This is a genomic window from Anaerovibrio lipolyticus LB2005 (assembly GCF_000621545.1).
GTDB lineage: Bacteria > Bacillota > Negativicutes > Selenomonadales > Selenomonadaceae > Anaerovibrio > Anaerovibrio lipolyticus_A.
This window is the reverse complement of record NZ_JHYA01000015.1, coordinates 33,493-52,007: the sequence shown is the minus strand read 5'-3', so window position 1 is coordinate 52,007 and position 18,515 is coordinate 33,493. Positions and strand designations below refer to the sequence as shown.

At 43.6% G+C, this 18,515-nt stretch carries 25 protein-coding genes and 2 rRNA genes; 23 read left to right on the top strand and 4 right to left on the bottom strand.

Annotated features, from left to right (window positions below):
- Window positions 1–198, top strand: a 23S ribosomal RNA gene (locus T355_RS0111165); the annotation flags it as partial.
- A 66-nt stretch (window positions 199–264) separates the two neighbouring features.
- Window positions 265–381 (top strand): 5S ribosomal RNA (gene rrf / locus T355_RS0111160).
- Between the two features lie 219 nt (window positions 382–600).
- On the opposite strand, the gene T355_RS0111155 is transcribed toward rrf, so the two are convergent.
- Complete coding sequence (locus tag T355_RS0111155; protein ID WP_027397827.1) at window positions 601–1,488, bottom strand: LysR family transcriptional regulator; 888 nt, start codon at window positions 1,486–1,488, stop codon at window positions 601–603.
- Window positions 1,489–1,625: 137 nt separating this feature from the next.
- Window positions 1,626–1,985 carry a hypothetical protein gene (locus T355_RS0111150; protein WP_027397826.1) on the bottom strand — a complete coding sequence of 120 codons (360 nt, stop codon included), beginning with the start codon at window positions 1,983–1,985 and terminating at the stop codon, window positions 1,626–1,628.
- Window positions 1,986–2,237: 252 nt separating this feature from the next.
- Here T355_RS0111150 and T355_RS0111145 point away from each other — a divergent pair, with 252 nt between their 5' ends.
- From T355_RS0111145 to T355_RS0111120, 6 genes are all read left to right on the top strand, one after another.
- Window positions 2,238–3,359: an alpha/beta hydrolase gene (locus T355_RS0111145; RefSeq protein WP_027397825.1), complete on the top strand. Its 1,122-nt coding sequence runs from the start codon at window positions 2,238–2,240 to the stop codon at window positions 3,357–3,359.
- A gap of 95 nt (window positions 3,360–3,454) precedes the next feature.
- Complete coding sequence (locus tag T355_RS0111140) at window positions 3,455–4,075, top strand: flavodoxin (RefSeq protein ID WP_027397824.1); 621 nt, start codon at window positions 3,455–3,457, stop codon at window positions 4,073–4,075.
- Between the two features lie 116 nt (window positions 4,076–4,191).
- Complete coding sequence (locus tag T355_RS0111135) at window positions 4,192–4,776, top strand: hypothetical protein (protein ID WP_231483032.1); 585 nt, start codon at window positions 4,192–4,194, stop codon at window positions 4,774–4,776.
- Window positions 4,766–5,218 carry a cupin domain-containing protein gene (locus T355_RS0111130; protein WP_051555553.1) on the top strand — a complete coding sequence of 151 codons (453 nt, stop codon included), beginning with the start codon at window positions 4,766–4,768 and terminating at the stop codon, window positions 5,216–5,218. The genes T355_RS0111135 and T355_RS0111130 overlap by 11 nt, the downstream gene beginning before the upstream one ends.
- Window positions 5,219–5,268: 50 nt before the next feature.
- Window positions 5,269–5,808, top strand: a complete 540-nt coding sequence (locus T355_RS0111125; protein ID WP_027397821.1) for a flavodoxin family protein — start codon at window positions 5,269–5,271, stop codon at window positions 5,806–5,808.
- Between the two features lie 35 nt (window positions 5,809–5,843).
- Window positions 5,844–6,341 (top strand): cyclophilin-like fold protein, encoded by a 498-nt coding sequence (locus T355_RS0111120; RefSeq protein ID WP_051555552.1) that lies wholly within the window; start codon window positions 5,844–5,846, stop codon window positions 6,339–6,341.
- Window positions 6,342–6,399: 58 nt separating this feature from the next.
- On the opposite strand, the gene T355_RS0111115 is transcribed toward T355_RS0111120, so the two are convergent.
- Window positions 6,400–6,978 carry a DUF2284 domain-containing protein gene (locus tag T355_RS0111115; protein WP_027397819.1) on the bottom strand — a complete coding sequence of 193 codons (579 nt, stop codon included), beginning with the start codon at window positions 6,976–6,978 and terminating at the stop codon, window positions 6,400–6,402.
- Between the two features lie 254 nt (window positions 6,979–7,232).
- Here T355_RS0111115 and T355_RS0111110 point away from each other — a divergent pair, with 254 nt between their 5' ends.
- The 11 genes from T355_RS0111110 to T355_RS15320 all read left to right on the top strand — a co-directional run bounded on the left by T355_RS0111110 (window position 7,233) and on the right by T355_RS15320 (window position 14,346).
- Entirely contained in the window at window positions 7,233–7,436 is a 204-nt protein-coding gene (locus T355_RS0111110; RefSeq protein ID WP_027397818.1) for a hypothetical protein, read from the top strand.
- Window positions 7,437–7,501: 65 nt separating this feature from the next.
- Window positions 7,502–8,014, top strand: coding sequence for a flavodoxin family protein (locus T355_RS0111105; RefSeq protein ID WP_027397817.1), 513 nt, complete (start codon window positions 7,502–7,504; stop codon window positions 8,012–8,014).
- Between the two features lie 172 nt (window positions 8,015–8,186).
- Complete coding sequence (locus T355_RS0111100; RefSeq protein ID WP_027397816.1) at window positions 8,187–8,837, top strand: flavodoxin family protein; 651 nt, start codon at window positions 8,187–8,189, stop codon at window positions 8,835–8,837.
- A 102-nt stretch (window positions 8,838–8,939) separates the two neighbouring features.
- Window positions 8,940–9,230, top strand: coding sequence for a hypothetical protein (locus tag T355_RS0111095; protein WP_027397815.1), 291 nt, complete (start codon window positions 8,940–8,942; stop codon window positions 9,228–9,230).
- 21 nt (window positions 9,231–9,251) lie between these two features.
- Window positions 9,252–9,668 carry an ester cyclase gene (locus T355_RS0111090; RefSeq protein ID WP_027397814.1) on the top strand — a complete coding sequence of 139 codons (417 nt, stop codon included), beginning with the start codon at window positions 9,252–9,254 and terminating at the stop codon, window positions 9,666–9,668.
- 432 nt (window positions 9,669–10,100) lie between these two features.
- Window positions 10,101–10,886, top strand: coding sequence for a transporter substrate-binding domain-containing protein (locus tag T355_RS0111080; protein ID WP_027397812.1), 786 nt, complete (start codon window positions 10,101–10,103; stop codon window positions 10,884–10,886).
- A gap of 22 nt (window positions 10,887–10,908) precedes the next feature.
- On the top strand, window positions 10,909–11,007 hold the full coding sequence (locus T355_RS15495) for an NAD(P)H-dependent oxidoreductase (RefSeq protein ID WP_231483031.1): 99 nt from the start codon (window positions 10,909–10,911) through the stop codon (window positions 11,005–11,007).
- 230 nt (window positions 11,008–11,237) lie between these two features.
- Complete coding sequence (bioA, locus tag T355_RS0111075) at window positions 11,238–12,440, top strand: adenosylmethionine--8-amino-7-oxononanoate transaminase (RefSeq protein WP_027397811.1); 1,203 nt, start codon at window positions 11,238–11,240, stop codon at window positions 12,438–12,440.
- Between the two features lie 28 nt (window positions 12,441–12,468).
- Window positions 12,469–13,059, top strand: coding sequence for a biotin transporter BioY (locus tag T355_RS0111070; protein ID WP_027397810.1), 591 nt, complete (start codon window positions 12,469–12,471; stop codon window positions 13,057–13,059).
- A complete protein-coding gene (bioD, locus tag T355_RS0111065) occupies window positions 13,056–13,742 on the top strand; it encodes a dethiobiotin synthase (protein ID WP_027397809.1) in 687 nt (228 codons plus the stop codon). The genes T355_RS0111070 and bioD overlap by 4 nt, the downstream gene beginning before the upstream one ends.
- 463 nt (window positions 13,743–14,205) lie before the next feature.
- Window positions 14,206–14,346, top strand: coding sequence for a hypothetical protein (locus tag T355_RS15320; protein ID WP_155851721.1), 141 nt, complete (start codon window positions 14,206–14,208; stop codon window positions 14,344–14,346).
- Between the two features lie 28 nt (window positions 14,347–14,374).
- Here the strand turns inward: T355_RS15320 and T355_RS0111055 are convergent, their stop codons facing one another.
- Window positions 14,375–15,262, bottom strand: coding sequence for a LysR family transcriptional regulator (locus tag T355_RS0111055; RefSeq protein WP_027397808.1), 888 nt, complete (start codon window positions 15,260–15,262; stop codon window positions 14,375–14,377).
- Window positions 15,263–15,437: 175 nt separating this feature from the next.
- Between T355_RS0111055 and T355_RS0111050 the strand changes: the two genes are divergently transcribed.
- From T355_RS0111050 to T355_RS0111035, 4 genes are all read left to right on the top strand, one after another.
- A complete protein-coding gene (locus T355_RS0111050; RefSeq protein ID WP_027397807.1) occupies window positions 15,438–15,866 on the top strand; it encodes a nuclear transport factor 2 family protein in 429 nt (142 codons plus the stop codon).
- A gap of 65 nt (window positions 15,867–15,931) precedes the next feature.
- Complete coding sequence (locus T355_RS0111045; RefSeq protein WP_027397806.1) at window positions 15,932–16,450, top strand: flavodoxin; 519 nt, start codon at window positions 15,932–15,934, stop codon at window positions 16,448–16,450.
- A 15-nt stretch (window positions 16,451–16,465) separates the two neighbouring features.
- Window positions 16,466–17,293 (top strand): SDR family oxidoreductase, encoded by an 828-nt coding sequence (locus tag T355_RS0111040; RefSeq protein ID WP_027397805.1) that lies wholly within the window; start codon window positions 16,466–16,468, stop codon window positions 17,291–17,293.
- 175 nt (window positions 17,294–17,468) lie between these two features.
- A complete protein-coding gene (locus T355_RS0111035; RefSeq protein WP_027397804.1) occupies window positions 17,469–18,503 on the top strand; it encodes a DUF362 domain-containing protein in 1,035 nt (344 codons plus the stop codon).
- Window positions 18,504–18,515 lie beyond the last annotated feature (12 nt).

Genomic DNA, 18,515 nt, shown 5'->3' with positions numbered 1-18,515 from the left:
GCCAGTTGTACAGCTGGGTAGCTGCGTTCGGAAGGGATAAACGCTGAAAGCATCTAAGCGTGAAACCCGCCTTGAGATGAGATCTCTCACAGAGTAATCTGGTAAGACTCCTTATAGACGATGAGGTAGATAGGCTGGAAGTGGAAGCGTGGTGACATGTGAAGCGGACCAGTACTAATAAGTCGAGGGCTTAACTTAAAAAGCACTTACTAAGATGGTTCTTGTTTCTGTATAGTTTTGGAGGTACATACTTCCAATAGAATATCCGGTGATGATGGCTATGTGGTCCCACCTGTTCCCATTCCGAACACAGTAGTTAAGCACATAAACGCCGAAAGTACTTGGCTGGAGACGGCCTGGGAGGATAGGAAGTTGCCGGTTAAAAAATAGGATTGTCGTTTGACAATCCTTTTTTATTATGTGAATTTGTATTTTGCAAATGGTCGTCTCCAGCCAACAACAGGACGGCCTGGGGGGGCGATATGCCGGTGGCATATCGCCCGGAAGGACCTGGGTGCCATACCAGGGACTTCCGCGGTTGGAAGTTGTCGGTTAAAAATTATAGCCTCTGCATTATATTGATATGCAGAGGCTTTTATATTATGAAAATTTTTCTTGCAGAGCTTGTAGGAAAAGTTGGGAAGCCTTGGAAAAAACTTGATTTTTTTTCCAGACAATTGTTGGCTTGGCATAGATGGCTGGTTTTAATGGCCTTATACAAAGATCAGTTCCAGTTGTATTAATAAGGCCATCAAAGGAAATGGCACATCCTAATCCTGCCTGAATCATTATAGAAGCGTTATAAAACAGAGTATAAGAACCGACGATGTTCAAGTCCTTTAATGGCTTTTGCATCCATTGCTGTACTTCTGCCCCGTGGGTGATGGGGGTAATGCTCTGTCGTGATAGCAATAGAGGCGCATCCCAAAGGTCAGCCGGAGTGATGAATTCTTTTTTGGCCAAAGGATCATCTTTACGCACAACTAATACCCAACGATCTTTAACGGGCAGTTTAAGATAACTGTATTTTTGGGAGCTAAGTTTTCCGTATATGTAACCAAAATCTATAAGTCCTAATTCAAGGCGCTTACGGGTTGTTTCACCATCACCAGAAACTATATGAAAACGGATATTTGGATATGTCCTGTGAAGTTCTTCTGCCACCTGCATTATTAGGGAAAAATTAATTGATTCTCCGGCACCAATACGGATATCACCTGCAATTGTTCTGTCATGGCTTAATAATTCTCCTTCAGTTTTTTCTACCAGAGATAGGATTTCTTCTGCACGTTGGCGAAGTAATATTCCGTCTTCTGTAAGGGAGATGCGTCGAGGTGCACGTATGAGAAGCTGTTTCCCATATTCATCCTCCAAATCCTTTATTTGCCTGGAAAGAGTAGGTTGGGAAAGATGCAGTTTTTCCGCTGCCCGGGAAAAACTTTCTTCTTTAGCTACAGTAAGGAAATATTTTAATATGCGAAATTCCATTATGATTTCTCCCTTAATTCATTTGATATGGAATATTATTCTACGCGTAGGGGAATAATCCTTTTTGGTGTATTTGGCTACATTAAATTAAAGAGGAGCTGCGAAATCACAGCTCCTCCAGGGTGAGTCTTATTTTATCATTTTGTTGTTTTGTCATGTGGCTGGCCCAGTGGAATGTGGTTTACTGGGGCCTTGTCCACAGAATTGTCTTCTGATGGCTTTGGGGTTGATGAGGTTTTATCCGTTGGCTCGTTTACGGTTGGGTGATTATCTGCAACGGGTGCTTTTGCCGGCATATTGGATTTAGGGGCAGCTTCGGCTGGCTTATCTGTCATTGGTCCCTCATCAGTGATTGGGGTATTGCGCATTGATTCTTCTATTTCTATTGCACCTGTTGCTGGCGGCTCAATTTTATCCTGTAAGGCTTCACTGGCAAATGCAGTGCAACTAAGCATCATAACGGCTAAAACGGACATACAAGTAATAATCTTTTTCATAATATCTACCTCCGATATATAAACTTATTTCAACTTCATAGGCCTATGTTGTTAATTATATTATCTTATAAATATGAAAAAATTATGGGTGATTATGAAAAATATAAGGAAAGAGTTAAAATAAATTAGTTTACTTATATCTATTACAAATAAGCATAGATTCGTATTTACTATAAGTATTTGTATTAGATTATTGCCTTTGTTATACTTGAACCATCGACAGAGATAGTGACAGTTAAGGAGGCAGGTTGCATGAAAAAAGCATTTAGACAGATTTTGGCAGCAATGTTATGTGCGGGAGTAATGACTGTAGGAATAAATACTGAGGCAGCAGTGCAGGAGGGAAGTATTATGCATAGTGCTGAAAAGCAAACGGATCGTGTTATAAAGGCAGAAAAACTTAATCTCACCAGTGAATGGGATAAGGTTTTTGCAAAAAGTGATGCGGTAAATCATAAAAAGGTAACCTTTGTAAATCGGTATGGAATTACCTTGGCCGCTGATATGTACATTCCTAAAGAAGCAAAGGGGAAAATGGCGGCTTTAGCGGTAAGCGGACCATTTGGAGCAGTAAAAGAGCAGTCATCTGGCCTCTATGCTCAGGAGATGGCGAAAAGAGGTTATTTGACTATCGCCTTTGATCCTTCATTTACCGGTGAAAGCGGTGGAGCACCACGGTATGTGGCTTCGCCGGATATAAATACCGAGGATTTCTCAGCTGCAGTGGATTTCCTTTCCACTCAGGAAAATGTAGATCCGGAACGTATCGGTATAATCGGGATTTGTGGTTGGGGCGGTATGGCAATTAATGCTGCTTCCATGGATACCAGGATTAAGGCTACGGTGGCTTCTACCATGTATGATATGACCAGAGTCAGTGCCAATGGCTATTTTGATTATGAAAAGGATGCTGATACCTTAGCCAAGGAGCGCTATGCCAACCGTCAGGCATTGAATAATCAGCGTACAGAAGACTACAGAAATGGTTATTATAAAAATGCCGGTGGCGTTCCCGATGTATTGCCAGAGGATGCACCTTGGTTTGTAAAGGATTATTTTACATATTACAAGACCAAGCGGGGCTATCATCCACGTTCCCTTAACTCCAACGGCGGTTGGAATATGACTTCTGGTCTTTCCCTTATGACCATGCCGATTTTACAGTACAGCGATGAAATTCAAAGCGCTGTGATGGTTCTTCATGGCGAAAAGGCTCATTCCCGTTATTTCGGTGAGGATGCCTTCAAAAAGCTGAAGGGAGATAACAAGGAGCTGGTGATTGTTCCAGAAGCATCTCACATTGATTTGTACGATAATATGGATAAAATTCCATTTGATAAAATTGAAGACTTCTTCAAGAAGAATATGAAATAACAGAATAGATACCAAGCCGGGGCTTTTGTGTGAGCTCCGGCCTTTGGTGTTATGAATGATAACTGTTAATGTGAATTTTAGAAAGGATGAAGAGAATGAAAAAGATTTTGCTACTTTGTGTCAGTCTGTTGGTCGTACTTGGAATAATGGGATGTGGCTCAGATAAAGGAAAGGCTGAGGTGAAACCTGACACCACATCTAAGGTGACTACAGACACATCAGCACCAGCAGCTAAGAGCAAGATTTTGGTTGCATATTTTTCCGCCACAGGTAATAGCAAGCAATTGGCTGAAAACACAGCTAAAGCCCTGGGAGCTGATTTGTACGAAATCCGTCCAGCTAAGCCTTATAGCAAGGATGATTTAAATTATAATGATGAAACTACCCGTGCTACTGTGGAGCAGAAGAATGACAGCGTACGTCCAGAATTGGCGGATAATAAAGCACCAATTTCCGATCATGAAACCATTATTTTAGTGCATCCTATTTGGTGGGGACAGGCACCACGTATCATGGATACCTTCGTGGAAAGCTACGATTTTACCGGGAAAAATATGACTAATATTTGTACTTCTGGCGGCAGTGACATCGGTACAAGCGGTGATTATCTGCAAAAATTAACTAAGGGTAAGGCTAATTGGAAGCCTGGTAAATTGTTCACCAAAGATGCCAGTGAGGCAGAAATCAATAGCTGGTTTAAGGCACTTGGATTTTAAAAATGAATGAACAAAAGATATCAAAACAAATGGTAGTGACCATATTGCTACCTATTATGCTTATATTGGTCATGTGTTTTCATCATATTCCAAAATTATTACATGAGATAATTGGTGTGGCATGGCTATTGCTGATGGGGGTACACATTTACCAGCATCGTCGTTGGTTTAGTGGCCTGCGACAGGGATCCTGGAAAGCTGGCCGTGTGATAAATACCCTGGTCAATATTTTGCTTTTAGTCCTTGTATTGGTGGTGATTGGAGCCGGAGTCGGAATATCCAACTACCTCTTCCGGGAAATTATTCCTCTGGATATACAGCGCAGCATTACTATTCATCAATTTCATGTGTCCCTGGGCTACGGCATAATAATTTTATGTGGCATCCATTGGGGACTGCATTGGAAGGGATGGCTAGGACAATGGAAGAAGGGGCTGAATATTGATAAATCAGTTTGGATTCGTCCCTGGTATAAATATTGTCTGGTGGCAATAATCATCATCGTTGGAATTTACAGTTCCATCATAAATCAGGTAGGTAATCGACTGTTGATGAAGCATATTTTTGCCACGGCGGCCACCTCGTTGCCAGGAGGGGCCTATGCCATATTGCTGGCCTGTTTGCTGGGATTGTATGTTTTGATTGGAATTATTATAAATAATTTGTTTATATTGAATGGAGGAAGAAGTAATGATAGTTAATAATGAAACCACTTCAGGCAATGAAACACTGGAAAATATTATGGCTACCAGCCTATTCCCGGTAGGGGGCAAAAATGTAAATTATGCTCAGTATTTTGATGGTACCAGCTATTTAAATATGCTGTCCATGGATCAAGTCATTATTGGTAATGTTACCTTTGAGCCAGGCTGTCGCAACCATTGGCACATCCATCATGCAGATAAGGGCGGCGGACAAATGCTGCTCGTTACTGCTGGTCGCGGCTATTATCAGGAATGGGGCAAGGCTCCTCAGGAGCTTAAGCCAGGGGATGTGGTGCATATTCCTGCGAATGTAAAGCATTGGCATGGTGCTGCTCCGAACTCGGCCTTCCAGCATTTGGCTATAGAAGTATCAGGTGAAAACACCTCTAATGAGTGGTGCGAAGCTGTAGATGCAGCTGAATATAATAAATTAAAATAAAACGAATTATTGAAGCTACATTGTTGTGTATTATTTTTTAAGGAGAGAAAATGAGTAAACGTGTTGTAATTATTTCCTCCAGCTTGAGGAAAAACAGTAATTCAGAGGCATTGGCCTCCGCCTTTGGTCAAGGAGCAAAGATTGCCGGTCATGATGTGGAACAAATCACACTACGAGATAAAGTTTTAGGATTTTGTGTGGGCTGTTTTACTTGCCAAAAAACTTTTAAATGCGTAATTGATGATGATGCCAATGATATAGTGGGAAAAATGAAGCAGGCGGATGTATTGGTTTTCGCTACGCCAGTGTACTATTATGGCATGTGTGGGCAGCTTAAGACCCTGTTGGATAGAGCCAATCCACTATTTCCTTCAGATTATCGATTCCGTGATGTTTACTTACTGGCTACAGCCGCTGAGGATGAAGAATCAACGGTAGCTGGGACACGCACTGGTATACAGGGCTGGATAGATTGCTTTGAGAAGGCTCAGCTGAAGGATATAATTTTTTGTGGTGGTGTAACCGAAGTGGGAGAAATTGCAGGAAATGCTGTATTAGAAACCGCATTGACGGCCGGAAAAAACATTTAAAATGATGTACTAGCCTTGCTCGAGGAGAGTTTCTTATGATTAAGAGGAAAATATTGGGCGTAGCAGGCCTAACGATGCTGATTTTACTGTCAGGCTGTTCGGCAAATCAGATTACTGATGAAAATTCTGTGGTTGAAAGCCATGAGCAGTCTGTCCAGAATAATATGCTGGTTAAATCAGAACAGAATAAGGAAATGTCTATGAAAATGATGATTAATAATCTTGAGGTTCCGGTTAGTTGGGAACAAAATCCATCTACGGAAAATCTAAAAAAGCTATTGCCTTTAACCATCAAAATGTCAATGTATGGTGGCTTTGAACAGGTGGGCTCTATAGGTCATAGCTTAATTCGAAATGATACACCGACAACTACCCAATATGGGGATATTGTTTTATACTCTGGTGATAAAATAGTAATTTTTTATGGTTCAAATTCTTGGGCATATACCCGATTAGGACATATTAATTTATCCCAGCAGGAAATGACAGATTTGTTGTCACATGGCGATGTGACAATAAAAATTACAGAATAATTGTATTTTTAAGCAAAAGTAAAAGCTGTATGAGCATGACGTTCATACAGCTTTTTTATTAGAGATTCCAAAGTCTATCATTTACCTTACTTTTAGTAAGCAAACCGTGGATCAGGGTAAAATATTTTGGCAGACCATCCTTGCACCATTGAATATCAATATCAAACAGGTCCTTGGTGATAGCTGTAAGGTCAAAGCCAAAGGCATCCATGGAATAGCGCATTTTGTCGGGCAGTCTGCATGGAATACCATCTTTTCGGGTGCATATACTACAATTGTTACAGCCACCAGAGGATAAGGAGATACTTTCTGGAACCAATCGTTCCATGCCTCGGAGATTTTCCTCCAGATTAGCTTTTACCTCACATAGAATTTTCCAACCCATATCCTTTACCTTGTCAGGTGTATCTGCTTCACGAATAACTTGATCAGTTAGGGTTATTTTGGCACAGACCACATAGACATAAGTATATTTATCTAAATACTCGTTGACATCAAAGGCAAGAGGCGGGCAGGACCAGGTATTGTTGTATCTGGGGCATTCCTTACAGTATGCCAGAAACTTTTCCCGGTTCTGGTATTTTCCTTTAAACTCCTCGATAGTAATAAAATTTTTCTGGCAATCCACTGAATACATCACGGTAATTCTCCTGTTACTTACACACATCATTGCCACTATTATAACGCTATCGCTCAAGAATGGCGATTTATTAAATTGCTTTTTTATGCAGGATAAATATTAGTACGTCACGAAAACTATCAAAAATAAATTGACGTAAAAGGTCACATTGAGGTCATGTTTTTGACCTAAAATCTATGGTAGTCAGCTAGGATAGCTTCGGGAATACAGGGCTCTTAGTGTGTTGATTATGTGAAAGGAGCAATAGAACTATGGAAATTAAGGCAGTAAAACTTTATGAGAATGGCTTCATGACACAGCCCTTTGCCATGGGCTTGGAAGATGGCGAGGACAAATTCGACAAGAATGTGAAGTATCGCAGCACCTTACAGAATTTCCTCATTGATACCGGTGATGAGGTGATTCTGGTGGATACTGGTATGCCTTTGGAGCAGCCGGATATGGCGGTGGATTAAAGCGGTAATGCTTTAAAAATAGTGTGTGTTAGTAGGGTGTATTATTTTTAGGAGGTTTTTGAAAAATGAAAATTGCAATTTTTAACGGCAGTCCAAGAAAAATGAACACAGCAGCAATGGTACAGGCCTTTCGAGAGGGGGCTGAGGCAGCAGGCCATCAGGTAGAAGAATACCAGGTAGGCAAGATGAAAATCGGTGGTTGTCTGGGATGTGAGTATTGCCACACCAAGGGTGAGGGTAATTGCGTTCAGAAGGATGATTTTGAGAAGCTGTTGCCAGCCTATAAAGAGGCAGACGTGATTGTTTTCGCTTCCCCAGTATATTATTTCACCATGACAGCTCAGATGCAGGCGGCCATCCAGCGCGTATATTGCATCGGCAAGCCACAGAAGGCAAAGAAATGTGTTCTTATGCTTTCCTCTGGTTCTCCAGGCACTCACGATGGATCTATTGCCCAGTTTAAGGATTATATGGCCTATGCCAAGATTGAAGTAGCTGGTATTCTTACCGCTGCAGGTGAGGAAAACAAATCCGAAGCAAAATTGAATGAAATCAGAGATTTTGCCAAGGGCTTGTAAAATGATAGTAAGTCAGTGGGAGCTATAGAGTCTCACTGAAGTTATTCGAATTCCCATAGTGGCCTGACAAGGTGTGTGACTTTGTCAGGCTATTTTTTAGCATAGCAGGTAATTTTTAGTTGGTGTCGAAAAGGATACCCAGGTATTTGTGTATGAAAATAGGAGGGCTTGAATGATGAAAAAAGTAATTGCCATTAATGGTAGCCCACGGCGTAATGGTAACACGGCAGAGCTATTGCACCAGGCCTTAAAAGGAGCGCAGGAAGCTGGTGCTGAAACCGAGCTGATCAATCTTTATAGTCTGAACTTCAAAGGCTGTATCAGCTGCTTTTATTGCAAACGCAAGGACAAGGAGCATGGTACCTGCGCAATGAAGGATGATTTAACACCGATTATCGAGCGCATTAAGGAAGCAGATGCGTTGATTATGGGCGTACCAGTTTATTTTATGAATCTTTCTTCTGGAATGAGTGCCTTTATCGAGAGACTGCTGTTTTCCAATTACATTTACAGCAATGAAATCCCAACCGTTTTTCCAAAGTCGTTACCAAATGCGTTTATTTACACCATGAATATGACCGAGGAACACGTTAAACAGTTTGGTATGCGGGAAAAATTTGCTGTTCATGAAGGTTTTGCCAGCAAAATCCTGCAAGCGGAAACCAAGACGCTATATGCGTATAATACGACACAGTTTAGCGACTATGCCAAATATGAGTCCTCGATATTCGACCCGCAGGCTAAAGCTGCTTATCGTGAGGAGATGTTCCCTAAGCAATGTGCGGCGGCTTATGAATTGGGCAAGACCTTGCTGGCTGATTAAGATGGAGAGCTCCTTACTGTGATACATTTCTTGGATGTACTGATGAACTGGTAAATGGCTGAATTCTTGTCCATGGCTGCTTGCTGCTGGTAGTAGATACCCATGGGAGCATGGGGAGATTCTTCCCATGGAAGAAAGACAAGCTCCTTGTGGGGCGGTGCCAGGTGGCTAGGGATTAGGGAAAAGCCGGCTCCCACCAGGGCAAGATTATATGCTTCGCTGGTGGAGGCCGAGCAGTATATCCCGAATGCCAGCCTCTGCATTGTCCCTAAAGCATGGCATTCTGCCTTTATCGATAATTTCCCCGTAACCTGGACGGCTATGGAAGGTTTTTTGCAGGCTGACCGGTCTATGCTGATGGGGAGTAAGAAAGTAGCATATAACATACGATGATTGGAAAGGAGGTTATTGACCATGAATAACAGCGAGGAAAAACAATTACTGATTGAGTTTGAAACGATGATTAATACAGCGAATGAAGCTTTGGCAAAAAAGCTGATTGCTGCAGATGCCATATTTTATGCACCGACCCAGCCAGAGCCACTGACGGGGCCAAAGGGTTATTTGGCGATTGTGCACATGATGCGGTCAGCATTTTCCGATGTACAATGGCACTTGGAGGACTGTGTGACAGAGCCTGGGAAAATAGCCGTGTGCTGGACTTGTACAGGAACACATGACGGTGATTTTATGGGTCATGCGGCTACTGGAAAAAAGTTTAAGGTTCGTTGCATGAACTTTTACCAAATAAAAAATAGCCAGTTCGTTTCGGATACTGGCTGTCCGGATATTTTTGGGATTCTTATGCAGACAGGGCTAATGCCTGCTTGAGATTCTGTGTTATGTTTCCGGCAATGCCGCACAAGCCTTTCACGGTGAGGAAGATAAGTATAGGGAGGATATCATGGACATATAGGAGATTTTGGAAGTGCAGAGATTGCGGCCCCGTAAATGTGGGCGAAAAAATTTTAACGGGAGGAATAGCGAATGAACAGAAGGTTTTTCAGGGTATGATGGCGTTTGCAGCAATGGATTCCGCCAAATTTAGCATACAAGCAGTCCTATAGAGGGACGTACAGTGTAATATGAATGCCTCTTGGCAGAATGGACACGGCAGCTGTTGCCGAGTCCATTCTGCCATTTTGATGTACGGATGTTTTGTATTGCTTTGCGAAATTTTTTGGATAATTTTACAGGGAAAAACATGCAATAGAGCGAATAGCAATATTGTGAGAAAATTATTAGTGAGAAAGGAATGATTTTATGAACAGAAAGATTCGTGTTTTTCTTTGTTGGGTAACGCTGATGCTGCTGACCGTGGGAACGGTTTATGCGGGACATTTGGAAGACATTGCCGCCAGAGGCACTATCCGTATCGGTACAACTGGTGATTATATTCCAATGTCTTATCTAAATCCCCGGACAGGTGCTTATGAAGGCATCGATGCCGAACTATCGCAAATGATTGCCGACTCTTTGGGTGTGAAAATCGAGTATGTGCCTACGAGCTGGCCCACGCTTACCGCAGATACACTGGCCGGGAAGTTCGATATTGCCCTGTGCGGTATCTCCAGAAACTATGCCAGAGCCAAGACCATGGCCATGTCAGATGCATACGGTGAGGGTGCCTTCGGCAAAACCATTTTGTGCCGAAAAAGCGACGCCAAGAAATATCAAAGCCTTGCCAATATTGACAAGCCGGAGGTGCGCGTCATGATTAATCCCGGCGGCACCAATGAAAAATTTGCCCATGCGAACCTGAAACAGGCTAAGCTGATTGTTCATCAGGAAAATGCCGATATTCCCCGGCAGGTGGCAGAGGGCAACGCCGATATCATGATAACGGAAACCGTGGAGGCGGCCCGCTATATCGAATTGAATGACAAACTGGCGGCTCCGCTGATGAATGCACCCTTCACCCGTCATTCCTGTGGTATACTCATGCAAAAAGGTGACCAAGAGTTTTTGAACTACATCAACTTTGTTCTGGCAGAACTGAAAATGGACGGAACTCTGGCAAAGTTGGAGAAGAAATATTTGTATCGCTAATTGTGTATAATAATAGGAGGATTTGAATGATGAAAAATTAATTGCCATAAATGGCAGTCCGCGGCGTAATGGTAACACCAGCAAAATCCTGCAAGCGGAAACCAAGACGCTATATGCTTAATACGACCCAGTTTAGCGACTATGCCAAATATGAGTCCTCGATAGTTTTTACAGGGTTGCTGCACGTTACATTTACGTGTAGCGGCCCTTTTTTGTACATTTTTATTGTCAACCTAAAGGCGAATATAGGTTGACAATTGTGAACAGAAGGAGTATCGTTTTAACCGTGATGATTTGGAAAGGCGTGATGATGATGCAAAAATATACGCAGTCAAACGGGAGGTATAGACAATGATTTGGTATCCATATGAACAGATGAAGAGGATGAAAGCCCCTTATGAGATTGTTGATGCTGAAGGGCCTTATCTTTATACGAAGGATGCGAAGCTGCTTGATTCGATTTCCTCATGGTGGAGTGTAATCTATGGTTACCATCAGCCCAAGATTACGGAAGCTATTTGTCAACAGGCGACTAAATTCTCCCATGTGATGCTTGGTGGTCTTACTCATAAGCCGGTTCAGGAATTGTCTGAGAAATTGGCAGCTTGGTTGCCGGGGGATTTGAACTATTGCTTTTTCTCTGATTCGGGTAGTGTGGCGGTAGAAGTAGCGTTAAAGATGGCCTTACAGTATTATGTGAATCGGGGAGAAAACAGCCGTAAAAGTGTATTGGCTTTAGAACATGCTTATCATGGGGATACATTCAAAACTATGGCAGTGGGGGATGATGAGGACTATCATTTCGTTCTGCAGGTTTATGGTAAAAATCCTTATATTATCCACATTCCTACCGAGCTTGATGCACTTGAGAAAGCGTTTGCCCGTTATGGTGACGAGCTGAACTGTTTTATTGTGGAACCTTTGCTACAGGGGGCAGGCGGTATGCGGATGTACGATATGGCCTTTCTCAAGCGGTCCCGGGAGCTTTGCGATAAGTATGGGGTATTGCTGATTTTCGATGAGGTGGCTACGGGCTTCGGCCGGACGGGGAACCGCTTTGTGGCTGATGTGGTACTACCTGATATTCTGGTATTGGGTAAAGGCCTTACCGGTGGTCATATCGGTCATGCTGTTACTGTAGCCAACAAGAAAGTCTTTTCCGCTTTTTATGATGATGCTTCGGAAAAAGCCCTGATGCATGGTCCTACCTTTATGGGCAATGCCCTGGCATGTGCCGCGGCCAAGGCTTCCATTGAATTGTTTGATGAACTCGATGTCGTGACAAGGGTGGCGCATATCGAAGAAATTGCACGCCGGGAGCTTATGGGCTTTATCGATTCGCGTATCCGGGAAGTACGCATTATGGGCGGTTGTGCTTGCATTGAGGTATACGATGCCCAAACGCTGGCAGGATATCAGCAGTTTGCTTATGAGCGGGGCGTTTTTGCCAGACCATTCCTAAAATATCTTTATTCTATGGTGCCTTATATACTTACAGATGATGAACTGGTTCATGTCTTTACAGTCATGAAGGAATGGTTTCGGCGTGGGTAAGTGAAAATATAATGGAGGATAATAATAAATGAAGCATCTTACTGTTCGTGAAATTGCCTTATGTGGTTTGTTTATTGCCCTAATTACTGTGGGAACCTTTATCCGCATTCCGATAGGAACCGGTGTCTATACGTTGCAATTTTTATTTACGCTGTTGGCTGGATTGGTGCTCGGAGCCCGTTTGGGGGCAGTAGCGGTATCGGCATATGTATTGCTGGGGCTGTTGGGAGTGCCGGTATTTGCCTCCGGTGGGGGCCCAGCTTATTTACTGCAACCTACCTTTGGCTATCTGCTGGCCTTCATTTTGCAAGCATGGTTTGGCGGGTTCTATGCCCGCAGCGGCTCAACAGTGTCCTATGTACGGCTGTTGCTGGCTAATTTAGGGGGTATGGTTATTGTCTATGTGGTTGGTATAGCGTGGTTTTATGTGGTTTCCAATTACGTGATTGATGCAACGATTACCTTATGGGCGGCTATACTATATTGTGGTATTCTACAGACGCCACCGGATTTTCTGCTGTGCTTGGCCGCGGCTGGAATCGGCCTGCGCTGTTATCGGAGTGGTGTCTGGATAATGGAGGATAAGCCTTCTGCCATTCATAAGGGGGTGTGTGCATGAGCCGGAATCTATTTATTACTGGCACAGGAACCGAGATTGGTAAGACCTACGTGGCGGCCCTTATCGTGAAGACCCTTCATGATGCCGGGATGAATGTGGCGTATTACAAGGCTGCTATGAGCGGTAATGACCGCCGTCCAGACGGAACCCTTATTCCTGGGGATGCTTTGTTTGTAAAGGAGTGTGCCCAGATTTCACAAAGTCTTGACAGCATGTGTCCTTATGTTTATGAACATGCGGTATCTCCACACCTAGCATCACGACTTGAAGGTAATCCAGTGCGTATGACGGTGGTGAAAGTAAAATTTCAGGAGCTCTGCCGTAAGTATGATTATGTGGTAGTGGAGGGCAGTGGTGGTATTACCTGTCCCGTTGGCTATGATGAAGAACGCATCCAGTTAGAGGATATCGTCCGTAATTTGCATCTGCCCAGCGTCATGGTAGCAGACGCAGGTCTCGGAACGATTAATGGTGTGGTTCTTACCCATGCCTATATGCAGCAAAAGGGATTGCCACTGAAAGGTATAATCTTTAATAATTTTCATCCAGGGGATGTGATGGAAGAGGATAATCGACGCATGTGTGAGGAAATGACCGGTTTGTCGGTTTTAGCCTGCATCGCCAAGGGGGATAAGGTTATCCATAGCCTTAAGGCTGAGGGATTGGCTGCATTATTTGAATGAATAAATAAAATCCCCCATTCTGCATGAAACATTGCAGAATGAGGGATGGGGGTATCGTTGTAAAACCTTTAGGAGCGGGAGATGACCTGGGGCAGACCGTGTATCTTGTTTGGGACAAAACAACGGTCCTCACTAAAGCTTGCCAAAATTTTTGCGCCTTTCTGCTCGATTGGCTGCCCCGAAGTGGTAAAAATCAGACCTTGAACTTTGACTGGTCAAGGTAGAAGTGCTGTAAAGCACGACCTTTTAAGTCGCTGGGTAAAACCAGCGACTTTTTTAATGGATTATTTTTTCGTAATCTATTACTAAAAAGCATAGATATCCATTATCTATAACGAGCTTTAAGATGTCCCCCACCTCTTTAGGTGGGGGAAAACAAACTACAACCCCACGCTAACGGGTGCTAATTCTCCAATCTCGTTGAAACGCTAATTGGAAGATTTTTCTTCTAAAGAAGAGAAATTTGAGCAATGGCGTTATAAAGGATGCTACAATGGGCAACGTGTTGTCGGGACTGGAAATGCGCGGCAAAAAGGCTCAGACCGAGCAGGCAGAGGCCAGAAAAGATATTGAAAAGTGGGTAAACAAATTATTGGGAAAATAAATGGACTCTATGGTTTTTTGTATTTTTTTTAAACCTTAAAATTCGGCTGGTCGATGTAGAAGTGCTGCAATAGCTTTATGAAGGCACGGAGGGATTCTCTCTGGTCATTTTTGTGGGTATATACTCCGCAGGGAATTACCACATCACTGTCAAAGTCAAGCCAGGCAAATTCACCATTATGGTCGTTAAGAAAGCCAGGCGCCAGACATACACCGCGATGAGCTGCTACGTTGGTTAGGGTGGTATCATGGTCGGGACTGTTGAAGTAATCCACATGAATTTCCTGAATCATACGCTGCTGCAGAGCACGTAACACAGGCGGCGAGCCACCGCCTACCATAAGGGTACGACCTTTTAAGTCGCTGGGTAAAACCAGCGACTTTTTTGTTAATGGATCATTTTTCTCTGTAATAAGATATATTTTGCTATTAAACAGATGGTGGCAAATAACGTCTGGTACCCGTTTCATGGTGTATTCCATGGCAAAGGTTACGTCATGCTCTCCCTTTAGAAAAGCGTTTTGCCCGTCCTTCCAGTCAAAGTTGGCAACTATTGAGACTTCAGGATAGCTGCGGCTGAATTGGGAGATGACTTGGGGAAGAAAATAGATGGCGGAGCGTATGGGCAAGGTTATGCTAATACTTTCCTTGTATTTGGCACTAAAATTTTGTCCCTGTTCAATGGCGGCAGTTAGTTGATTGTATATAGAGCGCAGTGTTCCCACGAATTGGGCCCCCGCAGGGGTGAGAGCAGCTCCTTTTCCAGATCGTTCAAAGATATCAAAGCCAATTTCCTTTTCTGCCAGCTTTATTTGATAAGTGAGTGTGGGCTGGGAAATAAAGAGGTTTTCGGCTGCACGGTTGAAATTCAGCACCTGCGCCAGTTCCAATATATATTCCATCTGTTTGGTGTTCATAGGTGAGGCCTCCTTTGTTTCTATTTGCAGTATAGCGGTTGGCGTGGTAAAAAACAATGATTTTAATAAAAAAATTAAATCAATAATCTAAACTTACAATTAGATATTCCAATAAGAGGCGACTATAATAAAATCAACAAAAGTAAATACAGATGTGATGAAAGGGGAATATAAAATGTCATTGGAGATTTTAGAAGCAAAAGAAGTGATTCGTGAGGTTATTGATGGTTTTGCCAATCTGGAGTGCAATGTGCCAGCCAAGATGGTGTATTTTACCGAGGACGTTCATGTTATGGTCTATATGGGTGATAAGCTCACCATGGATATTCATGGGCGGGATACACTAGAAAAACAGTTCAGCGCCTTTACCGGGGGCATTAAGGCCTCACACCATCAAAACGGCCAGCAGGTTATTGAAGTGGAAGGCGATAGGGCCACGGATGTGCATTACTGCCGGGCAGCCCTGGTGATGGAGGAAAACGGACATGATGTGGTGTCGGACAACTACATCCGCTATACTGATAAGCTGGTGAAACAGGATGGCAAATGGCTTATCAGGGAACGTGAGCAGCATTTTGTGATTACCAAGAAGCAGATGGCGTGATTGGTGCTAATAAGTAATGTAAGTAAGGCAATTGGTATGTATACGAAAGGAATTTAGTGATATTTATGGCAAAGACATTGGTAATCTCTTATTCCCGTAAGGGGCAGAATTATGTAAATGGCAGTATTGTGGATTTGCCCAAAGGCAATACCGAAATTGTGGCAGAGTTTATCCAAAAGGCGGTAGGCGCGGATTTATTCGAGGTAGAAACGAAAAAGTCCTATGCGCTTGACTATACGCAGTGTACGGTTGAGGCAAAAGAGGAGCTGCGTAACAATGACCGCCCGGAATTGGTGAAAATGTTGGACTCGGTGGCGGAATACGACAATATTGTTGTGGCCGGTCCGTGCTGGTGGGGAACTTATCCTGTGGCGGTATTTACCCTGCTTGAAGCGCTGGATTTCAGCGGTAAAAAGGTATTTCCTGTGATGACACATGAGGGCAGCGGTATTGCCGGGGCTCCTGCTGCTTTGAAAAAGTACTGTCATGGTGCCGTGGTCGGTGAAGGCATGGCTATACAAGGGGCAGATGCCGCAGGCTCTGAATCAAAAGTGGCTGCCTGGGCAAAGAAAAATCTTGCCTAAAAAGGGGGGGATAAAATGAGCAAAGATGTTATGATTGTCACAGGAGCCGGGCAGATTTCGATGGCTATTGCCCGTCGCATGGGCTATGGCAAGAAGATTATTCTTGGAGATAAAAACGAAAACAATGCACAGGCGGTTGCTAAAACTATGATTCAGGCAGGCTTTGATGTGGAGCCATTTGTGATGGATATGTCTTCACGAACTTCTATTCAGTCTATGGTGCAAAAAGCAACGGAATATGGCGAAGTAAAAGCATTGGTCTGTGGTGCAGGTGTTTCGCCATCACAGGCACCGATTGAAGTGATTCTGCAGGTTGACCTCTATGGAACGGCAGTATTGATGGAAGAAGTCGGAAAAGTTATCGCTAAGGGCGGCGCAGGTGTAATTATATCCAGTCAGTCCGGGCATCGTATGCCAGCACTCTCACTGGAACAGGACAGGGCACTGGCGATGACCCCGACAGAAGACCTGTTAAAGTTGGATTTTTTGCAGCCGGAAAAGATAAAGGATACCTTGCATGCCTATCAGTTGGCCAAACGCTGTAATGAAAAGCGCACGATGTATGAAGCTGTCCGCTGGGGCGAACGTGGAGCACGCATCAATGATATTGCGCCTGGAATCATTGTTACGCCTTTGGCCATAGATGAATTCAATGGTCCTCGTGGTGATTTTTACAAGAATATGTTTGCTAAATGTCCGGCAGGTCGCCCAGGAACTGCTGATGAAGTAGCTGATGTAGCAGAGCTTTTAATGAGTGAACGGGCGCAGTTTATTACTGGTTCAACATTTTTAGTAGACGGTGGTGCTACAGCATCTTATTACTATGGACCATCGTATATATAAGTATGACTCCTTTTCTTCTTGACCGGTAGTGACTACCGTCTGATATACTTTAGAAAATCAAATTCGAGGAAGATGAAATTCCAAGCGCGAGTGAGGTGTAGCAATAGATTTTTGTTTATGATATTCTTTTGCATAGGAAGAAGTATAAAATTTACGGCTTAGGAGGGATAATGCTATGTCCAATATGTCACGGCGTAATTTTGTGAAAATGGCAAGTGCGGCCATTGCCGGGGTTAGTCTTACCGGGCTATCGGGATTTGTAAGTGGTTGTGGTGCAAAGGCCGCGGATAGTAAAACTTCCGCAGCTTCTGCAACAAATACCAATAAAGCATCTGTACAGGTGTCAGATAAGGCAAAGGTTTATTTTACCAAGCATATTGACGCAGAGCACCTTCAGAAGCTGTACGAGAAGGTTAATAGTGAAATAAGTGGCAAAATAGCAATCAAGCTCCATACTGGTGAGCCCCATGGTCCCAATATTTTGCCACGGGATATGGTACATGCCTTCCAGAGTCAGATACCAAACAGTACCATTATTGAAGCAAATGTGGCCTATGGGGGGCCACGTTCTACCACCCAGCAGCATCGGGAAACCTTGCAGACCAATGGCTGGACCTTCTGCCCGGTGGATATTATCGATGAAGACGGGGATGTGAATTTCCCGGTAAAGAACGGCTTGCATCTAAAAGAGGTGGCTGTGGGAGGCCATTTGGCAAATTATGATTCACTAGTGGTGCTTACCCACTTCAAAGGCCATGCCATGGGCGGCTTTGGCGGTTCATTGAAAAATATCGCCATTGGTTGTGCTTCAGGCAAAAAGGGCAAGCTGCAGGTTCATGGTGTGCAGGATTACGGAAAATGGGTAATGGGCGGCCTGTTTATGGAGCTTATGGCGGACAGCGGCAAGGCTATTTGTGACCATTTTGGCAAAAATATCACTTTCCTAAATGTGATGAGGCGTATGTCGGTGGATTGTGATTGCGCTGGGACCAGTGCGGCGGAGCCTGTTATCCCAGATATCGGCATATTGGCCTCAACGGATATTTTGGCCATTGACCAGGCCTCCATTGACCTGGTATATAATTTTAAGGATTCCCGTAAAAATGACCTCATCGAACGCATTGAAAGTCGGGAAGGCTTACGACAGTTATCAGCTATGAAGGAGCTGGGGATGGGCAACGACCAGTATGAATTAATTGAGGTAGAGTAAGTATATGGTGAA